Below are 18,474 nucleotides of genomic sequence, written 5' to 3' on the forward strand. Positions count from 1 at the left end.
GCAAATTCATCATGATCATGAAAATGAAAAAAGCTATAAATATAATAATGGGCGGGGCATTCATTCTGACCCTGGTGCCAGCCTGTACCGATCTCAAAGTCAATGAAGTTGATTCCATAGTAGAAGAGAATGCCGGTGGCGGTTTTGTGGCCGGAAATCCTACTGATTTGTTGTCATCGGCGTATAATGACCTTGGATCCTATACCGACCAGGCAAATATCTATGCACTGCTGGAGCAGCCTTCGGATGAAATGATCCCGCCAACACGCGGGGTTGACTGGGGTGATAATGGAGTATGGCGTTTGCTGCATACCCAATCATGGGATGCAACGCATTCACAAGTACTCGGTGTCTGGAACCAGCTGAATTCGTTTGCTTATAAGTGCAATGAAATCCTGGCCTCCAATCCAAGTCCGCAACAAGCGGCTGAAGCTAAAGTTTTACGTGCGTTGAACATGTACTATGTCATGGATTTTTACGGTCAGGTGCCTTTCCGGGAAGTTACCGAAGGTGTTGATGTAGACCCCAAGGTACTTTCAAGGTCCGAAGCTTTTGATTTTATCGTCAAGGACCTGACGGATGCGTTGGCAGCACTGCCAAATGATGGTCCAATGGTAGGGGGACGCTCAACAGCGACACAGGCCGCAGCCAATGCCCTGCTATCGCGCCTTTACCTGAATAAAGCAGTCTTTACAGCAGCCGATGCAGCCGGTCCCTACAATTTCGATGCAGGTGATATGACAAAGGTGGTTCAGTATGCTGATGCCGTTGCCGCTTCAGGATACGACCTGGAAGATGAATACTTCAAAATTTTCTCGAACAGCTCAGAAAAGGAAGTTATCCTGAATAGTGTTGCCGGTACTCCGCAAAACCGTTGGTTTATGACGCTTCACTACGATCAGAATCCCAGTGGATGGAACGGTTTTACCACCCTGGCTGATTTCTACAATAAGTTTGACAAGAGCGATCCCCGGATCGGTAACTATCCTGCACCGGATGGTTCCCAATTCTCCGGTATTGGCAGAGGCTTCCTGATCGGTCAGCAATACAAAGATGACGGAAGTGCATTGGTCGATTCACGGACACAAAAGCCACTGCAGTTTACCACCGATGTACCTCTGGCTGGTGCTGCCACAGATAAAGGTATCCGTGCGATTAAATACCACCCGTCAAATGCCGGTAAATACATTATGATCCGATATGGTGAAGTGTACATGAATAAATTGGAAGCCATCGTACGTGGCGGTAGCAGTAGCCAATCCGCTTTGGACGTGGTGAACAATCTGCGTGCAAAGCGTGGTGCTCCTGCACTGGCCAGCATCGACGTAAGTGGCGTTCTGGACGAGCGCGGCCGTGAATTGTACTGGGAAGGATTCCGCCGGGATGATCAAATCCGGTTTGGTACCTTTACGGGAACCTGGGAATCCAAGACAACCACAGATCCTAGTCGTGTTTTGTTTCCAATACCGCAGCAGGCATTGGATTCAAATCCAAACCTGACTCAGAATCCGGGATATTGATTTAAGTTCATTTCCATAAACGAAAAAGCTGTCCCTGGGTCTTCTGCACAGGGACAGCTTTTTATTTTTTTGAAACTCGCTGACACCGAGCATTGAAAACACCTAATTTTGATTTCGTGAAAAAGGCCCTCGCCGGTATAGTGTTCTGCACACTTCTGATAAGTTCATGGGCTTGCCATGAAGAGGAAAAACCGGCTCTTTTTCAGCTGATGCCCTCTGAGGAGACGGGAGTTCATTTTGTCAATGATGTTGAAAATTCTCCGGATTTCAATATCCTGTTGTATCGGAATTTTTATAATGGTGGAGGAGTAGCCATCGGGGATATCAACAACGATGGACTGGCAGATATTTACTTTACCCGAAATCAGGGGCCCAACAAACTTTTCCTCAACAAGGGAGATTTTCATTTTGAAGATATCACCGAATCAGCAGGTATCGGTGGAACGAAAGCCTGGAGTACAGGTGTGGTCATGGTTGACATCAACAACGATGGTTGGTTGGATGTATATGTATGTAACGCAGGTTATGTTAAAGGTGATGATCAGGAGAATGAATTATTTATCAATAATCATGACCTGACATTCACCGAATCAGCAGCCGAATACGGGCTGAATGAAAATGGGTACACCACCCACGCCGCATTTTTTGATTACGACCTGGATGGAGACCTGGATGCCTACATTTTGAACAATAGTTTTATACCGGTCAATACGCTTAACTACCAAAACAAAAGAGACCTCCGCGCTAAAGACTGGCCAGTAGAGGATTTCCTGAAGGGTGGGGGTGACAAATTACTTCGCAATGACAATGGCCATTTTGTCGATGTGAGTGAAGAGGCTCATATTTTTGGGAGCTTGATTGGTTTTGGGTTAGGGGTCACTGTCGGCGACATCAATGGCGACCTCTACCCGGACATCTATGTGTCCAATGACTTTTTCGAAAGGGACTATCTCTACATCAACCAGCGGGACGGAACCTTTAAGGAAGAAATTGAAAAATGGATGAATCATCTGAGCCTGTCATCCATGGGTGCCGATATGGCGGACATCAACAACGACGGGTATCCCGAGGTGTTTGTTACGGAAATGCTTCCGGATAACGATTACCGCATGAAAACTACCACTTTGTTTGAAAACTATTCGACCTATCAGCTCAAACAGTCACGGGATTTCTACCACCAGTTTATGCAGAATACGCTGCAGTTGAATAATGGAGACAGTTCATTTAGCGAGATTGCTTACTTCAGTGGTGTCGCTGCATCCGATTGGAGCTGGGGAGCCCTGCTCTTTGATATGGATAATGATGGCTATCGGGATATCTACGTATGTAACGGAATACTCCAGGATGTTACTGATCAGGATTTTCGTGACTTTTTTGCCAATGAAGTAATTCAACGCATGGTCCTGACCGGAGAAAAAAAGGATATTGATGAGATCCTGACCAGAATGCCTTCCAAACCTCAATTGAACAAGGTGTTCCATAATCAGGGCAATCTGACTTTTAATTCGGTGGGCCCCGAATGGGGTTTTGATAAGCCGTCTTTTTCCAACGGGGCAGCCTATGGCGATCTGGATAACGATGGAGATCTGGACCTGGTCGTGAATAATCTCAAACAGGAGGCATTTTTATTCCGAAACAATTCCTCCTTACAACTACACCACCATTATATCGGGTTTAATTTGAAGGGCAGTCCGGAGAACACATTTGCCATCGGTACAGTCATCCGTGTGTATAGCGGGAACAAAATCCGCAATGCTCAGGTAATCCCATCACGGGGTTTTCAGTCCTCTGTGGATTATCGGACACTGTTTGGAATGGATACTTTGACGGATATTGATTCCATTCAAATAATCTGGCCGGACCGGACGCAGACTTCCCTCGGCCCGCTTGCCCTTGATTCAGTCTATTCACTGGATTATGCCACCCTCCAGCGTCAGCAAATACCGGCTCCCCAACAAGCAGGCACGGCCACCTACCTCACCGAGGGACCTAGCCCGTTTGCGGCACAACCTGAAGATGAATATGTTGATTTCTATCAGGAAGGTTTGGTCTTTAAAATGTTATCGAAAGAGGGCCCGCGTGCTGATGCCGGCGATGTCAATGGAGATGGCCTGGAAGACGTATTTATTGGAGGTCCGGCAAATGTTCCCGGGCTCCTGTACATCCAGTCCCCTGCAGGATTTTCGATAGCGGATACGCGTACCTTTTTGCGTGACGCCATCTATGAGGATACGGCAGTCCGATTTTTTGATGCTGATGGAGACGGCGATCTGGATTTATTCGTCGGGTCCGGAGGAAATCGCGGCCGGGCGGGGTCAACCAACTTTCATGACCGGTTATACATCAACAATGGTAAAGGGGATTTTGCCTTGCAGTCCTTTGCCTTTCCGGGTAATGGCTACAATACGGCAGTAGCCGTAGCTGAGGATATAGATCGTGATGGAGACCTGGACTTATTTGTTGGTAATCGGAGTGTTCCGGGAGTCTACGGTATTGATCCACAGAGTTATCTTCTGGAGAACGATGGCAAAGGGCATTTCCGGGATGTAACACATACCCTGGCACCGGAACTTGAACACATCGGCATGGTGACCGATGCTCAATGGATTGACCTGGATGGGGACCAGACCAATGAATTGGTTGTGGTGGGAGACTGGATGGCACCTCAAATCTTTCACTGGAAAGATCAGCAATTGCATCCATTTGACAGCGGTCTTGAAAAACTGTCGGGATGGTGGAATGGTATGCAAAGTAGCGATCTCGATCAGGACGGGGATATGGATCTGATCCTGGGTAACCGGGGAGAGAATTTCTTCTTCACCGCAGATGAAGAACATCCGGTCAAATTATGGTTGGAGGATTTTGATGACAATGGCACGATCGAAAAAGTCATTACCCGTACCATAGACGGTAAGGACATGCCGGTCCATACCCGCGATGAGCTGGCATCTCAGATCGTCAGTCTTAAAAAACAGAACCTGAAACACGTCGAATTTGCGACCAAATCGATGGATCAGTTGTTCTCTGACAAGGTGCTTTCAAATGCGCAGGTCAAAGAGGCGACCTGGTTTAAATCCTGTATTGCATGGAATGATGGAACAGGGAGATTTACAGTTGAAGCCCTGCCTCAGGAGGTTCAATTTTCTTGCGTCTGTGCCATCAATTGTACCGATGTCAATGCCGATGGGCGTCCGGATATCATCCTCGGCGGTAATGAAAGTAATTTCACGCCCCAATATTCACAGTTGGACGCCAGCAGGGGGCAGATAGTCCTGAATATGGGAGCAGAAAACTGGCAGTGTGTCGATCTTGCCAAAACAGGAATGCACCTTGAAGGTGATGTAAAACAAATCTTGCCGGTCACCATTAGAAACGAAACCTACTTACTGGTCCTGATCAACAATGAGGTGCCGCAACTTTTCCAGATTAATTCACAGACGATCCCGGCATTATGAACCAGGCTCTAGGGGCAGAATGGAAAGGCGCAATAACGACTCAGAGCATCTTCATGATGCTGACTTTGATTTTATTCCTAACCGGATGCACCAGTGAATCGAAACGATTTGAGTTGTTATCCAGCTCAAAAACGGGTATTTCATTTAGGAATGACCTGGAGCCGACGCCGGAGATGAACATTTTTAACTACCTGTATTTTTACAATGGAGGCGGAACGTCAACAGGTGACGTCAATGGTGATGGACTACCGGATCTATTTTTTACCGCAAACCAAACAGAAAACAAGCTGTATCTCAACCTGGGTGATCTTAAATTTTCAGACATAACCAAAATAGCAGGTGTAGGTGGTCCGGAGGGATGGTCTACCGGGGTAACCATGGCGGATGTTAACGGAGATGGCCTGATGGACATTTATGTATGCCAGCTGGGCAGCCACCTGACTTTTCAGCAACGCAATCAGCTCTATATTAATCAGGGCAATGATTCGAACGGGATACCGCATTTCGTCGATGAGGCTAAAAAGTACGGACTGGATATAGCTTCCTATTCTACGCAGGCTGCTTTCTTTGACTATGATCTGGATGGAGATCTTGACATGTACCTGCTGAATCATTCCGTGCATAACAACGGGACTTTTGGTCAAAGGAACACCTTGCTGGATGAGATGCATCCTACCGCTGGTGACAGGCTTTTCCGTAATGACGGAAACGTATTTACCGATGTTACTTCCTCTTCTGGGATCTATTCGTCTGTGCTGGGCTATGGACTGGGTATAATAACACCGGATGTCAACAATGACGGATGGCCGGATATTTACATCGCCAATGATTTTCACGAAAACGATTATCTGTACATCAATCAGAAGGACGGGACTTTCAAGGAGTCATTGTATGAGACCGTCCAGCATACTTCCCGCTTTTCCATGGGTTGTGACTGGGGCGATATCAACAATGACGGCTGGAATGAATTGATGACCCTGGATATGCTACCGGAAGATCCGGTGATCCTGAAGTCTTCTGCAGCAGAAGACGCTTATGATGTTTATCAGTACAAATTAAAATACGGGTATGGTCACCAGTTTGCCCGCAATAACCTGCAATTCAACTGGGGGCTGAATCCCCAGAATGGGAAACCTATGTTTTCGGAGATTGGTATGATGAGCGGTGTCTACGCCTCCGACTGGAGCTGGAGCACATTATTCAGTGATTTTGACCTGGATGGATATGAAGACATTTTTGTTTCCAATGGAATCCTGCGACGGTCCAATGACCTGGATTACATCAACTTTATTACGAACGATTCCATTCAGGCCCGGCTCAGCAGCCCAATGGTCTCGGCCAGGGATTTCCAGTTGTTCGAGCACATGCCGGAGATCAAATTGCCAAATTACCTGTACCACAACAACCATGACCTGACCTTTACCAATGTCGCTCAGGAATGGGGGCTTGATAAACCAAGTTTCTCCAATGGCAGTGTTTACGTGGATCTGGATAACGATGGCGACCTGGACCTGGTAGTGAATAACATCAACGATTTTGCAGCCATTTACGAAAATCACACCCGGGAGAATCAGGCTGATTCACTTCACTACCTTACCGTCATTCTGAAAGGAACCGGGGCAAATTCATATGGAGTAGGTAGCTGCCTTATTGCGCGAACCCATGGTCAGTCATTGATCCGCTATGCAAGTCCGACCAGGGGATTTCAAAGTTCCGTAGACATACGGCCCACCTTTGGTTTAGGAAAACAAACGCGGATTGATTCACTATGGGTTATCTGGCCTGATCACCGGTATCAGTTGTTAACCGATGTGGCCGCCGATCAGTTTTTAGAAGTTCGCCAGGATCAGGCACAAGGTATCTATCCATGGCAGAATAAGGATAATGCAACTCCCCTGGCATACCGTTACAAAGACCTTTCGAAAGAAACAAACCTGAACCACGTCCATAAAGAGAATAGTTTCATTGAATTCAATCGTGAGCCACTAATCCCGCATATGAGCTCACAGGAGGGGCCTGCATTGGCTGTGGGAGATGTGAATGGTGACGGGCTGGAAGACCTGTTTGTAGGAGCTGCCCGCAGGGATACAGCCGTCCTTTTCCTGCAATCGCCGAATGGTACATTCAGGCAGGACCTGGTAAATCAATCTTTGTGGAATGCCGAAGCACATTTTGAAGATACTGAGGCATTGCTCAAAGACTTAGACGGTGACGGGAAGGTTGATCTGGTGATTGCCAGTGGAGGAAATGAATTCAATAACAATTCGCCCGAGACATTCACCCGGTTTTACCGGAATCACGATGGCCGCTTCATCCGCGATTCTTTTCCACCAATCGGATTATCGGCGTCGGCCCTGGTTGCGGTGGATATCGACCTGGACGGCGATGAAGACCTGGTCATTGGAGGCAAGTCCATTCCCAGGCATTATGGTAAACCGGCTTCGTCGTATATCCTGGTCAATGATGGCCATGGCCATTTTAAGGATGCGACCCTTGATGTGGCTCCTTTTCTGATGGGTATCGGGATGGTTCAGGATATCGATGTCGCGGATATGGATGGTGATGGCCGCCCGGATTTGCTTATTGCCAGTGAATGGTCCCCGGTGATGATTGCGATGAACCGACCCGGTCATTTCGAACTTCTGAAAGGCGATGATCTCGGTATTCCCCATTCGGAAGGCTGGTGGAACACCTTCATTCCCGCGGATTTTGACGGAGATGGAGATCTGGATTTCATCGGTGGTAATTTGGGACTAAATTCCAAACTCAAGGCCACAGCAGAGCATCCGTTGATCCTTTATTTGGCGGACTTTGACTTCAATGGTGATCAGGAACAGGTGTTGACCTACTACGATAAAGGCTCCTACAAGTCGTTTGCCACGATGGATGAGCTGGTCAAACAGATGCCCACCATTCGGAAGAAGTATCATACTTACCACGACTTCGCCAGTGCGGACATCAAGGAGGTCTTTGACCCCCAGATCATGGACACCGCTGTCCAACTGGTCGCGTATCAACTCGCGAATTGCTATTTTGAACAGGTTGCGCCTATGCAGTTTGAAATGCATGTTCTGCCATTGACCTGTCAGGTATCCACCATCGAGAAAGGAATGCCTGCCAATCTGGATCGCGATCCGGAACCTGAAGTAACTGTAGTAGGAAATTTTTACCCCGTTAATATTCAGCTTGGCCGCTACGATGCTTCCCCTGGCTTTGTGCTTGATTTTCCCGGGGGTAATCCAAGAGTAATTCCTCCCCAGGAATCCGGTTTGGTCGCTTTTGGACAATGTCAAAATGTTGTTCAGATCAATTCTCCACATTATGGACCATTATTTGTTGTAGGTCGTAATAACGATGCGTTGCTGTGCTTCGGAAGGTCCCCTGCGATCGTGCCTGATAGCAAGCAATAATGGTCGTCCTTGTTTTCTGTTAAGGGCAAACAATTCCATCATTGTTTTTGAACACAATGATTTTGAATTAGTTATATCTTTTTGTTTTCTGATATATCATTTAATGTATTGCTCTTTTCAGGATGACCGAGGGCTATTCAATCAATAAAATGAAACCAATATGTGTGGTATTGTAGGTTACATCGGTGATCATTCTGCCGTTTCGATCTTATTAAAAGGTTTGCAGCGACTGGAATACCGTGGTTACGACAGTGCAGGAATTGCCGTACTCGAAGAAGGTGAGCTCGTTGTTTACAAGAAAGAAGGGAAAGTAGCGAATCTAATCTCGCAGCTAAATGGAAATGGATTGCATGGATCCATCGGTATCGGACATACCCGGTGGGCTACGCATGGTGTACCCAATGACACCAATGCCCATCCCCATGTCTCGGAAGATGGCAAGATCGCATTGATCCATAATGGCATCATTGAAAATTACCTGACCTTAAAGTCCGAGCTCAAGGCTAAAGGTTACCATTTTCAGAGTGAAACGGATACAGAGGTCCTCGTGCAGTTTATAGCTGATGTTTACCGCAATACCGATGTGGATTTTGCGGAAAGCGTTCACCTGGCCCTGCAACGCGTAATAGGAGCTTACGGTCTGGTGATCCTAAATGTGGATGAACCGGATCAACTCATTGCTGTACGCAAAGGTTCACCCCTGGTGATTGGGAAGGGAGAACATGCACATTTTATTGGATCCGATGCAAGCCCTTTCCTGGAATATACCAATGAGGTTATCTATCTGAATGATGATGAAATCGCGGTGATCAAACGTGATTCAATAACGATCACGGACAGCAGACATAAGCGTGTGTCTCCCTATTTCGAGAGACTGGACCTGGAGTTGGATGCCATTGAAAAAGGTGCTTATGATCATTTTATGCTGAAGGAGATCTTCGAACAACCCGACCGGTTAAGGGATTGCATGCGGGGTAGGGTGTTAGCCCAGGCAGGTGAAGTCAAACTGGGTGGCATCAGGTCCTATGCAGACAAGGTATACCAGGCTAAACGACTGATCCTGACCGCTTGCGGTACCTCATATTATGCAGGACTCACTGCCGAGTACCTGTTTGAAGATTTGTGCCGCATTCCGGTGGAGGTTGAATATGCATCGGAGTTTCGCTATCGCAATCCGGTCCTCTCACCGGATGATGTCTTGGTGGCCATCTCTCAATCCGGAGAAACAGCTGATACCCTGGTTGCTGTTGAACTGGCAAAATCGGCAGGATCTACTGTTCTAGGTATCTGTAATGTGGTTGGATCTTCTATCGCCAGGGCGACCCATGAGGGCATCTATACCCATGCCGGACCGGAAATCGGCGTGGCAAGCACCAAAGCATTCACCGCCCAGCTCATCGTTTTGTCCATGCTAGCCATAAAAATTGCAAGTGAACGCGGGACCATCGATGCCCGGAAAAAACAGGCGCTGATCAGAGAACTTCAGTTGGTACCAGAGCTGATAGAGGATGTGCTGGATCAGGCAGGCAGGATAAAATACATTGCCCAAAAGTATTGGCTGGCTTCTAATTTTCTGTACCTGGGCCGGGGTTACCAGTATCCGATAGCCATGGAAGGAGCATTAAAGCTGAAGGAGATTTCATACATCCACGCTGAAGGATATCCAGCTGCTGAGATGAAGCATGGACCCATTGCCCTCATAGATGCAGAAATGCCGATTGTGGTATTAGCCCTTAAAGACAAGGCCTATGATAAGGTGATCTCCAATATCGAAGAGATCAAATCCCGTCATGGCAAAGTGATTGCCATTATATCCCAGGGGGATGAAGCGATTAAAAATCAGGTAGATGACTGGATTGAAATCCCCGCAGTGCTCGAATACTTTGCACCCCTGGTCTCTGTCGTGCCGTTACAATTACTGGCCTATCACATCGGGATTATCAAGGGATGCAATGTAGACCAGCCCCGTAACCTGGCTAAATCGGTCACTGTGGAATAATGGGAGGCATTCAGAAGAAACCGATCGACCACATTGGATATGATTTTCTTGCAGGAGGGGCACTGCGGAAGGTAGAGGATGATGCACGCCGCAGAGACAAGCAAAAGAGCTGGCCTTATGCATTCCGACCGCTTGAACCGGCAGAAATTGAAGTTTTGGTTCATCAGGAAAATACGGCAAGTGACTGGCGGCATATCTGGGTTGCTGACGGGTTTAATCCCCGGTTGGTTCGCAATAGCCGTTTCTTCGGTTTGGTAAGGATCGGGCCTTTGCACCCCGTTTATCTTGAGTTTCATGATTTGAGCCTTCCGGTAGGCATCTACAATTCCACCATTATCTCCTGTGATGTGGGGGAAGATGTTGCCATCATGAATGTTCGCTATTTGGCACATTACCTCATCGACCCCGATGTCATATTGCTCAATATTGACGAAATGCACGTGACAGATCATGCAAAATTTGGTGAAGGGGTACTGAAGGAAGGCGAACCGGAATCGATCCGCGTTTGGCTCGAAGTAATGAATGAAAACGGCCGTAGAAAGATTTTGCCCTTTGCCGGTATGCGTCCTTTTGATGCCTGGATGTGGACCCGCTACCGCGGAGACCTACTCCTGCAGGCCCGCTTTAAAGAATGGACCCAGGCCTTATCCGGTGACCGATTCGATGGATATGGTGAAGTAGGATCCAATACAGTGATTAAGAGCTGCCGTATCCTGAAAGACGTACGCATCGGATCCTACGCATACATCAAAGGGGCCAATAAGTTGAAAAATCTGACCATCCTGAGTGAAGAGGCCAGACCATCTCAGATCGGAGAAGGCGTCGAAATGGTCAATGGTATTATGGGCTATGGTTGCCGGGCCTTTTACGGTGTTAAAGCCATTCGCTTTTTAATGGATGACCATACCACACTGAAGTATGGCGCCCGTCTAATCAACAGTTATCTGGGAGCTAATTCAACCATATCATGTTGTGAAGTATTGAATAGCCTGATTTTTCCATTTCACGAGCAACATCACAATAACTCGTTTCTGATTGCCGGTCTGATCGAAGGACAGAGCAACATCGCTTCCGGGGCTACCTTAGGATCAAATCACAATACCCGGCAAGCGGACGGGGAATTTACTGCAAAACGTGGCTTTTGGCCCGGACTCTGTGTGAACATAAAGCACAACAGTGTATTTGCAAGTTATACTCTGCTTGTCAAAGGTGATTACGCTTACGAACTGAATAACCCTTTACCCTTTGCCCTGCTGTCCAATGATACGTCAAAGGATGAATTGACCATTCTTCCTGCCTACTGGTGGATTTACAACGCCTATGCATTGTTTCGCAATGAGATGAAGCACCAGACCAGGGAACAGCGGAAGAACCGACCGGCGAATGCCATCCGGTCCTTTCTTGCAGCGGACACGGCACAAGAGATCCTGCAGGCTTTGGAATTTTTATCCCGGTATCAACCCGGCGATGACGGAATGGCAGAGATCGATACAGGCGTGATCGAAAACAGTAAACGCCGGGTAATGATCGTAAAATTCGAGGAGGCCATGAATGCCTACCGGGAGATGTTATTGTTTTACGCCGCACGTTGCATGGCTGAACAGGCAGGTGAGATTGAGCTTGATACTTCTTTTGACAACACGCTAAAATGGAATGATCACCACTGGGTTAATGCCGGAGGATTGCTTTTCCACCAGCAGCAATTAGAATTACTGATCGATGGTATCCATAAACATGAAATGGTGTCCTGGGAAGACTTCCACGATGTTACGGATCGTTTTGCAACGGAATATCCTCAAGCCAATTTCCTGACCGCAATCGGTGTCCTTAATAAACTTGGATACCAAAATCTGGAGTCGGTTTGGCATGATCAGATTCAGTTACTGAGTAAAGTGCGGCATCGAATTCATGAAAGTCGTCTCAAGGACTATCAAAACGAATTCAGGAAGGCTACATCCGAAACAGAAGCGGAATGGAACGCCGTTTATGGCGATCTGGAATCAGAAGAACAATATCAATCGATACTCCGGTTCATAGAGACAGAGATTCAGCGATTCAGTCAATTATCCCTGATTTCACACTGAATTCAGGTATGAACAGAGGGAACAATCCACGTATCCCTTTTTGTTGATGAAGATCACAAAGGTCAATTCAATGAATGACTGTATATTTAGTGCGCTTTAAAGAAAGGTAAATCGATCCTCCTTTCGGATACCGGGTAACCGTGTACGTACGCGATGGCCCATAAAACAGCATTGAAGAAACAGTTAACTCCATTCCTCGCATTAACCAAATGAGACCTCAGCAATGAAGAAATTCGGATTATTAAGTATGCTGACCATCCTACTCTTATCCGGGTGCCAGAAAAAAGATGCCTATCTCACCGTTCTGAAAGACCCCGATAACATCCACCATTCAATGAAACAATTGTCGGATGTGATCGTACACGACATTTTTTCCCCTCCGGTTGCTTCCAGGATCTATGTATATCCCAGTATCGCAGCTTATGAGGCCATGCTGCCGGCTTATCCCGACTACAAATCGCTGGCAGGCCAGTTGCATGGATTGACACCTACACCGCAACCAGATACCACCAGGACAATTTGTTTTGAACTTGCCTCGGTCCATGCCTTTCTGAAAATTGGAACCATGCTGATCTTTTCCGAGGATAAGATGAAAGAGTATCAGAAGAATCTTTATGCCAAACTGAAGCCCACTATGCCATCCGATGTGTGGGATAATTCTCTTGCCTATGGTGAGGAGGTTGCTGCCCATATCAAAGCCTGGATGGATGGCGACAATTACAAACAGACACGTACATTTCCCAAATTCAGCATTACCGATGAACCGAGCCGGTGGAAACCTACGCCGCCTGCCTACATTGACGGCATTGAGCCTGCCTGGGCAAAGATCCGGACAATGGTCATTGATTCTTCCAGCATGTTCAAGCCAGCAGCCCCTCCGGCATTTGATATGACAGAAGGAAGTGAGTTCCGGACCAAAGTGGAAGAAGTTTATCGGGTGGTCAATGAATCCACTCCGGAGACCAAAGCGATAGCCAGCTTCTGGGATTGCAATCCCTATGTCTCCCATCAAACGGGTCACGTCATGTTTGCCACGAAAAAGATCACTCCAGGTGGACACTGGATAGGCATTACCAATATAGCCTGTCACGTAGCAAAAGCAGATTTCCCCAAAACGGTTGAAGCGTACACCCTGACCTCCATATGTTTGTTTGATGCCTTCATCAGTTGCTGGGACGAAAAATACCGGAGTAACCTCATTCGCCCGGAAACAGTCATCAATCAATACATGGATGAGAACTGGGTACCGATCCTGCAAACGCCACCTTTCCCTGAGCACACCAGCGGCCACTCGGTTATTTCTACTGCTTCTGCCATAGGACTGACCAGTCTGTTTGGAACACCATTCGCTTATACCGATAGTGTTGAGGTTGAATATGGCCTGGAACCACGTCATTTTAATGCATTTCTCGATGCATCGAGTGAAGCAGCTATCTCACGGCTCTATGGAGGGATCCATTATATGCCTGCCATTGAGTTTGGAGTGGACCAGGGTAAGAAAGTTGGTGAGCTGATCGTTTCCAGACTGGAAATGGAAAAGAAATAGTGAACCGTAAGGCCGTTTCTTTTATTTAATGTAATAAAATGGCCTTGGTATGCGCTTGATGCTATGCTTTACATTGGTGTGTTTATTAACAGGCTGTGACGCACAATCCGGTAATGGGTTGGACAAGGCATTCAAAGCTTATTGGTTTGACGGACAGGCAGAGATTACATCCTATGAATTGCAACAGGCACGATATGGGAACAGTTATCCTGGAGAAGCTGTGGTAATCTTTGTAACCGAAGATTTTTCCAGATCACGCCAGGTTAAACTGGATCATCCTCTTAACGCTGGGTCCGATGCGGTGAATGTATTGAAATGCAACATCACCAAGAAATTTAATACCGGCATTTACCCATACTCCATGATGCTTTCCAGTTTTGTGCCGACCGGAATTCCTGCTGTTCATGCCCTGAAGGTTACAGCCAGTTGCCAGGAATGGTGCGGACAAAGTTTTACCCAGCTCAACTGGATCGACCACGGTTATCACCTACAGGGTTTCTCGTATTTTGAACAGGAAGGAGATGAAGAAAAGAACCTGACCGGTGATTTCTGGTTGGAAGATGAAATATGGCAACAGATCCGGCTGGATCCTGCTAGCCTTCCCATCGGCAAAATCCAGATGATTCCGGGGCTCCTGTTTACGCGTTTAAGGCACCAGTCCGTCAAGCCACTGGAGGCGGAATGCCGCTTTGTCCGGGAAGAATCCACAAGAATCCGTTCCTATCATATCCGGTATCTGGAGGTGACGCGTGAATTGATCATCAATTTTGAAGCGGATTTTCCCTACCGAATTGTAAGTTGGAAAGAAATTACTGAAAATGGCTTTGGTCCCGACAAATCGATTTCAACGACTGAAGCCATCCGGAAAGAAACCATCCGGCTGGATTACTGGAACCATCATCAGCCGGTGGATAGTACGTATCGTAAGACCCTGGGACCGAAGACCATTCATCAAGGAAACTGAGGGCTTAATAGAAATTACGTAGATTCGTCGTTTATCTGTTGGAAATGGAAAAACTGATCGATAATCACGGTAGATCCATAGAATACATCCGGATTGCAGTCACGGACCGGTGTAACCTCAGGTGTTATTACTGCATGCCTGAGGAAGGCATTGAATATGTGCCCAGAGATCATCTGTTGCATTATGAAGAAATCGAAAGGCTGGTCCGGGTGCTTGCGGAGATGGGTGTCCGGAAAGTTCGGTTTACCGGAGGGGAGCCGTTTATACGCAGAGATGTCATCCATCTGATGGAGTCCATTGCATCAATCCCCGGTATCGAAGCCCTGCATATCACAACGAATGGAACGGTAACCAGGCCATTTATCCCACAGCTTAAAAAACTCGGTGTGAAAGGGATAAACCTGAGTCTGGATACGCTTGATCCACAACGGTTTAAAGAGATTACGCGGAGGGATGTCCTGCAGGAGGTGATGGATACACTGGATGAGCTCGTTGATGCCGGTCTTCCGGTAAAAGTGAATATGGTTGTCCTCGGCGGTATTAACGAAGATGAAATCGGGACCATGGCACGACTGGCAGAAACACGGCCAGTTGACGTACGGTATATTGAAGAAATGCCATTCAACGGGGGAGGGCATGAACAACAACAGACCTGGAGAGACCACCGGTTTATTGTAGAAAATTTGAAATCAACCTTTCCGGACATCATGCCGGTAGCTGCGGAGAAATCTTCCACAGCATTGATGTATGCCATTCCTGGCTTTCAAGGTAAAATAGGCATCATTCCAGCCTACAGCAGAACATTTTGCGGGAGCTGCAATCGCATCCGTCTCACCCCTGAAGGTGTGCTCAAAACGTGCCTTTACGATCGGGGGATGTTTAATATTCGTGACATCATACGGTCAGGGGCGACTGATGAACAGATTAAAGAATCCATCCGGGATGCTGTCGGACATCGGGCTAAAGACGGTTTTGAGGCAGAAAGACAGGCGTTACAGTTTCCATTGGGAAGCAGGGAATCCATGTCTACCATTGGCGGATAAATATCGGGAAACTATGACAAAGGAATTCAGTCATCTCAAAGATGGTCAACCCAGTATGGTTGATGTTACTGTGAAGGAAGTTACCCGAAGGCTGGCCAGGGCGAGGGCTACTGTAATCCTGGGTGAAGACCTCATCGGGATGCTGGAAAGTGAGGAACTTTACGTGCCTAAGGGTCCGGTTTTCCAGACGGCTATTCTGGCGGGCATCATGGCTGCTAAAAAAACCGGGGATCTCATACCACTTTGTCACCCGCTCCCGCTAAGTCATTGCCAGATTACGATAAAAATGGTTTCGGGTGACCGCTTGCATATCGAGTGTATTGCCCAGTTGGATGGCAAGACAGGCGTAGAAATGGAAGCACTTACCGGCGCATCACTGGCAGCGCTGACAGTATATGACATGTGCAAGGCATTGTCTCAGGACATTCAGATCACCGACATCATGCTCATGGAGAAGACAGGGGGAAAAAAAGATTTTATCCGGGAGTTATGAATACACATCAGAAACACGCAAATCTGGTCAAGCCATCCACCGGTCATTTTCACCGGCACGAGTGGGGAATCCTCGGTTCCAGCTGTTCGACCATCGGTGCCTTGGTTCAGAAAATTGCCCAGGGATTTCCAGGCTCCAGGATGGGATACCTGGATGCAGCGCACCGGTCAGGAGACCAACCATTGGATGAAAATCACCCGCTGAACGCAGCAGGACTGCAAGTCGTGGTAACCGATCACATTCATTACCGGGAATGGCAGGACGGTCAAGCCATGAATGGGTTTGACTGGAAGATCCGTTTTGCAGATCTTGACGTCCTCTGGATCAATGGCAATCATTATCCATCGGCAAATCAGATCATCATCGTAGACCAGGCTAAAGAACACTCACTGAAAAAACGTCTGGAAAGGATCAAAAACATAGAATTGATTTTATTGAAAGATAAGGATAGCGGACTTCCGGCATTACTTACAGAACATCCCGCATTTGATCGTGCTATCCCGGTGATCGATATCCAGGATGAGGCAGCATGGATGGAATACATCAGATTATTGGTCAATGCCTCCAGGCCCGATGTAAGCGGGTTAGTCCTGATTGGTGGAAAAAGTAGCCGGATGGGTAGAGACAAGGCCGCTATCGAATATCATGGTCAAGCTCAGAAGGATCACTTGTACCAGCTCCTTCACTCAAAACTGGATGCGGTTTACTTTTCGGTTCGGCCGGGACAGGAAGTAACGGGACCATCCATCGAAGATGCATTCCCGGGGCTGGGCCCCTTTGGTGCCATCTTGAGTTATTTTCAGCAGCATCCGGATGAAGCCTTGCTGGTGGCAGCGTGTGATCTGCCCGGGATTCATACTGAGGCCATAGGTTATTTGTTGGAACACCGGAATTCGTCCAAAATGGCTACGGCTTTCTTAAACCCGGAAACTGGTTTTGCGGATCCGCTTTTTACTATCTACGAGCCAAAAATCTATCCCCGGATGCTGCAGTTTCTGGCGTTGGGCTATTCGTGTCCGAGAAAGGTGTTGATCAACAGCGACATTGAAATATTGGAAGTACCCGATCCGGACTGGTTGCAGAATGTGAATACACCGGAGGATTTTGCCAAATATTCCATTGTGTAGTGTGATCCGGAACAGTCATACGGATCTTTTATTTATCCGCTGGGATTAAATCAAAACGAAATCCATGGAAGAGATCATTAAGAAACTCAATTTTAAGGGACAGCAGGAAATTCAGGTTATCCGGATGCCCGCAGAACTCAGGCCTTTGTTTGAGCATTGGAGCAAAGATGTCAACGTACTGGAGGACGAAGCATTAAAAAGAGATGTGGACTTTCTGGTGGCATTTTTAGTGGATCCCGCGCATATTGCACAGCTGGCAAAAGAACTACGGAAAGTAGACCAAACCAGAGACCCGGTACTGTGGTTTGCCTATCCGAAAAAATCATCGAAGCGATATAAGACCGAATTATCCCGGGATCATGGATGGGAGCCGATGGGAGCGATTGGTCTGGAACCTGTTCGTCAGGTAGCTTTGGATGACGATTGGTCGGCACTGCGGTTTCGTCCTGTGAAGAACATAAAAAGCATGACCCGGAGTTCTGCATTATCCAAAGAAGGCAAGGAACGTATCAAGAAGTAATTTCCGGAATATAGAATTATTTGCGAAGAAGCTGATAGAGGTAAAATGCAAGGAGAGCTATGATCGCAAGGACAAACACAAGGCCTGCCAGGTTTATTCCAATAGCTATGATGGAAGGCAGGTGTGTTATCGTCCAGATAATACCGATGGCCAGTACTCCCATGATAATCAAGCCCAGAATTTTGTTGGTAGACATAGCTGATCAATTTTGGTTAAACCATCCTGCTCCACGAATAACATTACAAGATTAAACATCATGTTCGCCATACAGGTTCAAAATACCGGCATTAGGTGCTAATCCGTTAATTTTTTC

At 47.2% G+C, this 18,474-nt stretch carries 12 protein-coding genes; 11 read left to right on the plus strand and 1 reads right to left on the minus strand.

Features of this window, described 5'->3' with window-relative positions; all coding sequences use genetic code 11:
• The first annotated feature begins 17 nt into the window (after positions 1–17).
• From H6570_04825 to H6570_04875, 11 genes are all read left to right on the plus strand, one after another.
• Positions 18–1,520 (plus strand): RagB/SusD family nutrient uptake outer membrane protein, encoded by a 1,503-nt coding sequence (locus tag H6570_04825; GenBank protein MCB9318584.1) that lies wholly within the window; start codon positions 18–20, stop codon positions 1,518–1,520.
• Positions 1,521–1,729: 209 nt separating this feature from the next.
• Positions 1,730–4,975 carry a VCBS repeat-containing protein gene (locus H6570_04830; GenBank protein ID MCB9318585.1) on the plus strand — a complete coding sequence of 1,082 codons (3,246 nt, stop codon included), beginning with the start codon at positions 1,730–1,732 and terminating at the stop codon, positions 4,973–4,975.
• On the plus strand, positions 4,972–8,385 hold the full coding sequence (locus H6570_04835) for a VCBS repeat-containing protein (protein MCB9318586.1): 3,414 nt from the start codon (positions 4,972–4,974) through the stop codon (positions 8,383–8,385). The genes H6570_04830 and H6570_04835 overlap by 4 nt, the downstream gene beginning before the upstream one ends.
• 160 nt (positions 8,386–8,545) lie before the next feature.
• Entirely contained in the window at positions 8,546–10,384 is a 1,839-nt protein-coding gene (glmS, locus tag H6570_04840; protein ID MCB9318587.1) for a glutamine--fructose-6-phosphate transaminase (isomerizing), read from the plus strand.
• Positions 10,384–12,468: a DUF4954 family protein gene (locus H6570_04845; GenBank protein ID MCB9318588.1), complete on the plus strand. Its 2,085-nt coding sequence runs from the start codon at positions 10,384–10,386 to the stop codon at positions 12,466–12,468. The genes glmS and H6570_04845 overlap by 1 nt, the downstream gene beginning before the upstream one ends.
• A 223-nt stretch (positions 12,469–12,691) precedes the next feature.
• Positions 12,692–14,014 (plus strand): vanadium-dependent haloperoxidase, encoded by a 1,323-nt coding sequence (locus tag H6570_04850; GenBank protein MCB9318589.1) that lies wholly within the window; start codon positions 12,692–12,694, stop codon positions 14,012–14,014.
• A gap of 49 nt (positions 14,015–14,063) precedes the next feature.
• A complete protein-coding gene (locus H6570_04855) occupies positions 14,064–14,978 on the plus strand; it encodes a hypothetical protein (protein ID MCB9318590.1) in 915 nt (304 codons plus the stop codon).
• A 44-nt stretch (positions 14,979–15,022) separates the two neighbouring features.
• Positions 15,023–16,021 carry a GTP 3',8-cyclase MoaA gene (gene moaA, locus H6570_04860; protein ID MCB9318591.1) on the plus strand — a complete coding sequence of 333 codons (999 nt, stop codon included), beginning with the start codon at positions 15,023–15,025 and terminating at the stop codon, positions 16,019–16,021.
• Positions 16,022–16,034: 13 nt separating this feature from the next.
• Complete coding sequence (gene moaC / locus H6570_04865) at positions 16,035–16,514, plus strand: cyclic pyranopterin monophosphate synthase MoaC (GenBank protein ID MCB9318592.1); 480 nt, start codon at positions 16,035–16,037, stop codon at positions 16,512–16,514.
• The gene (locus H6570_04870) at positions 16,511–17,641 is read left to right on the plus strand and encodes an NTP transferase domain-containing protein (GenBank protein ID MCB9318593.1); all 1,131 of its coding nucleotides are present in this window, start codon (positions 16,511–16,513) and stop codon (positions 17,639–17,641) included. The genes moaC and H6570_04870 overlap by 4 nt, the downstream gene beginning before the upstream one ends.
• A 64-nt stretch (positions 17,642–17,705) precedes the next feature.
• Positions 17,706–18,161: a hypothetical protein gene (locus H6570_04875; protein MCB9318594.1), complete on the plus strand. Its 456-nt coding sequence runs from the start codon at positions 17,706–17,708 to the stop codon at positions 18,159–18,161.
• A 16-nt stretch (positions 18,162–18,177) separates the two neighbouring features.
• Here the strand turns inward: H6570_04875 and H6570_04880 are convergent, their stop codons facing one another.
• Entirely contained in the window at positions 18,178–18,357 is a 180-nt protein-coding gene (locus tag H6570_04880) for a hypothetical protein (protein ID MCB9318595.1), read from the minus strand.
• Between the last annotated feature and the right edge of the window lie 117 nt (positions 18,358–18,474).

It is taken from the genome of Lewinellaceae bacterium (assembly GCA_020636135.1).
In the GTDB taxonomy this organism is placed as follows: domain Bacteria; phylum Bacteroidota; class Bacteroidia; order Chitinophagales; family Saprospiraceae; genus JAGQXC01.

Bases quoted from the DNA above. Each gene is read 5' to 3' on its own strand.
- moaC (MCB9318592.1), top strand. From the start codon at position 16,035: ATGACAAAGGAATTCAGTCATCTCAAAGATGGTCAACCCAGTATGGTT.
- glmS (MCB9318587.1), top strand. From the start codon at position 8,546: ATGTGTGGTATTGTAGGTTACATCGGTGATCATTCTGCCGTTTCGATC.
- H6570_04835 (MCB9318586.1), top strand. From the start codon at position 4,972: ATGAACCAGGCTCTAGGGGCAGAATGGAAAGGCGCAATAACGACTCAG.
- H6570_04870 (MCB9318593.1), top strand. From the start codon at position 16,511: ATGAATACACATCAGAAACACGCAAATCTGGTCAAGCCATCCACCGGT.
- H6570_04830 (MCB9318585.1), top strand. From the start codon at position 1,730: ATGCCCTCTGAGGAGACGGGAGTTCATTTTGTCAATGATGTTGAAAAT.
- H6570_04855 (MCB9318590.1), top strand. From the start codon at position 14,064: ATGCGCTTGATGCTATGCTTTACATTGGTGTGTTTATTAACAGGCTGT.
- moaA (MCB9318591.1), top strand. From the start codon at position 15,023: ATGGAAAAACTGATCGATAATCACGGTAGATCCATAGAATACATCCGG.
- H6570_04875 (MCB9318594.1), top strand. From the start codon at position 17,706: ATGGAAGAGATCATTAAGAAACTCAATTTTAAGGGACAGCAGGAAATT.
- H6570_04845 (MCB9318588.1), top strand. From the start codon at position 10,384: ATGGGAGGCATTCAGAAGAAACCGATCGACCACATTGGATATGATTTT.
- H6570_04880 (MCB9318595.1), bottom strand. From the start codon at position 18,357: ATGTCTACCAACAAAATTCTGGGCTTGATTATCATGGGAGTACTGGCC.
- H6570_04825 (MCB9318584.1), top strand. From the start codon at position 18: ATGAAAATGAAAAAAGCTATAAATATAATAATGGGCGGGGCATTCATT.
- H6570_04850 (MCB9318589.1), top strand. From the start codon at position 12,692: ATGAAGAAATTCGGATTATTAAGTATGCTGACCATCCTACTCTTATCC.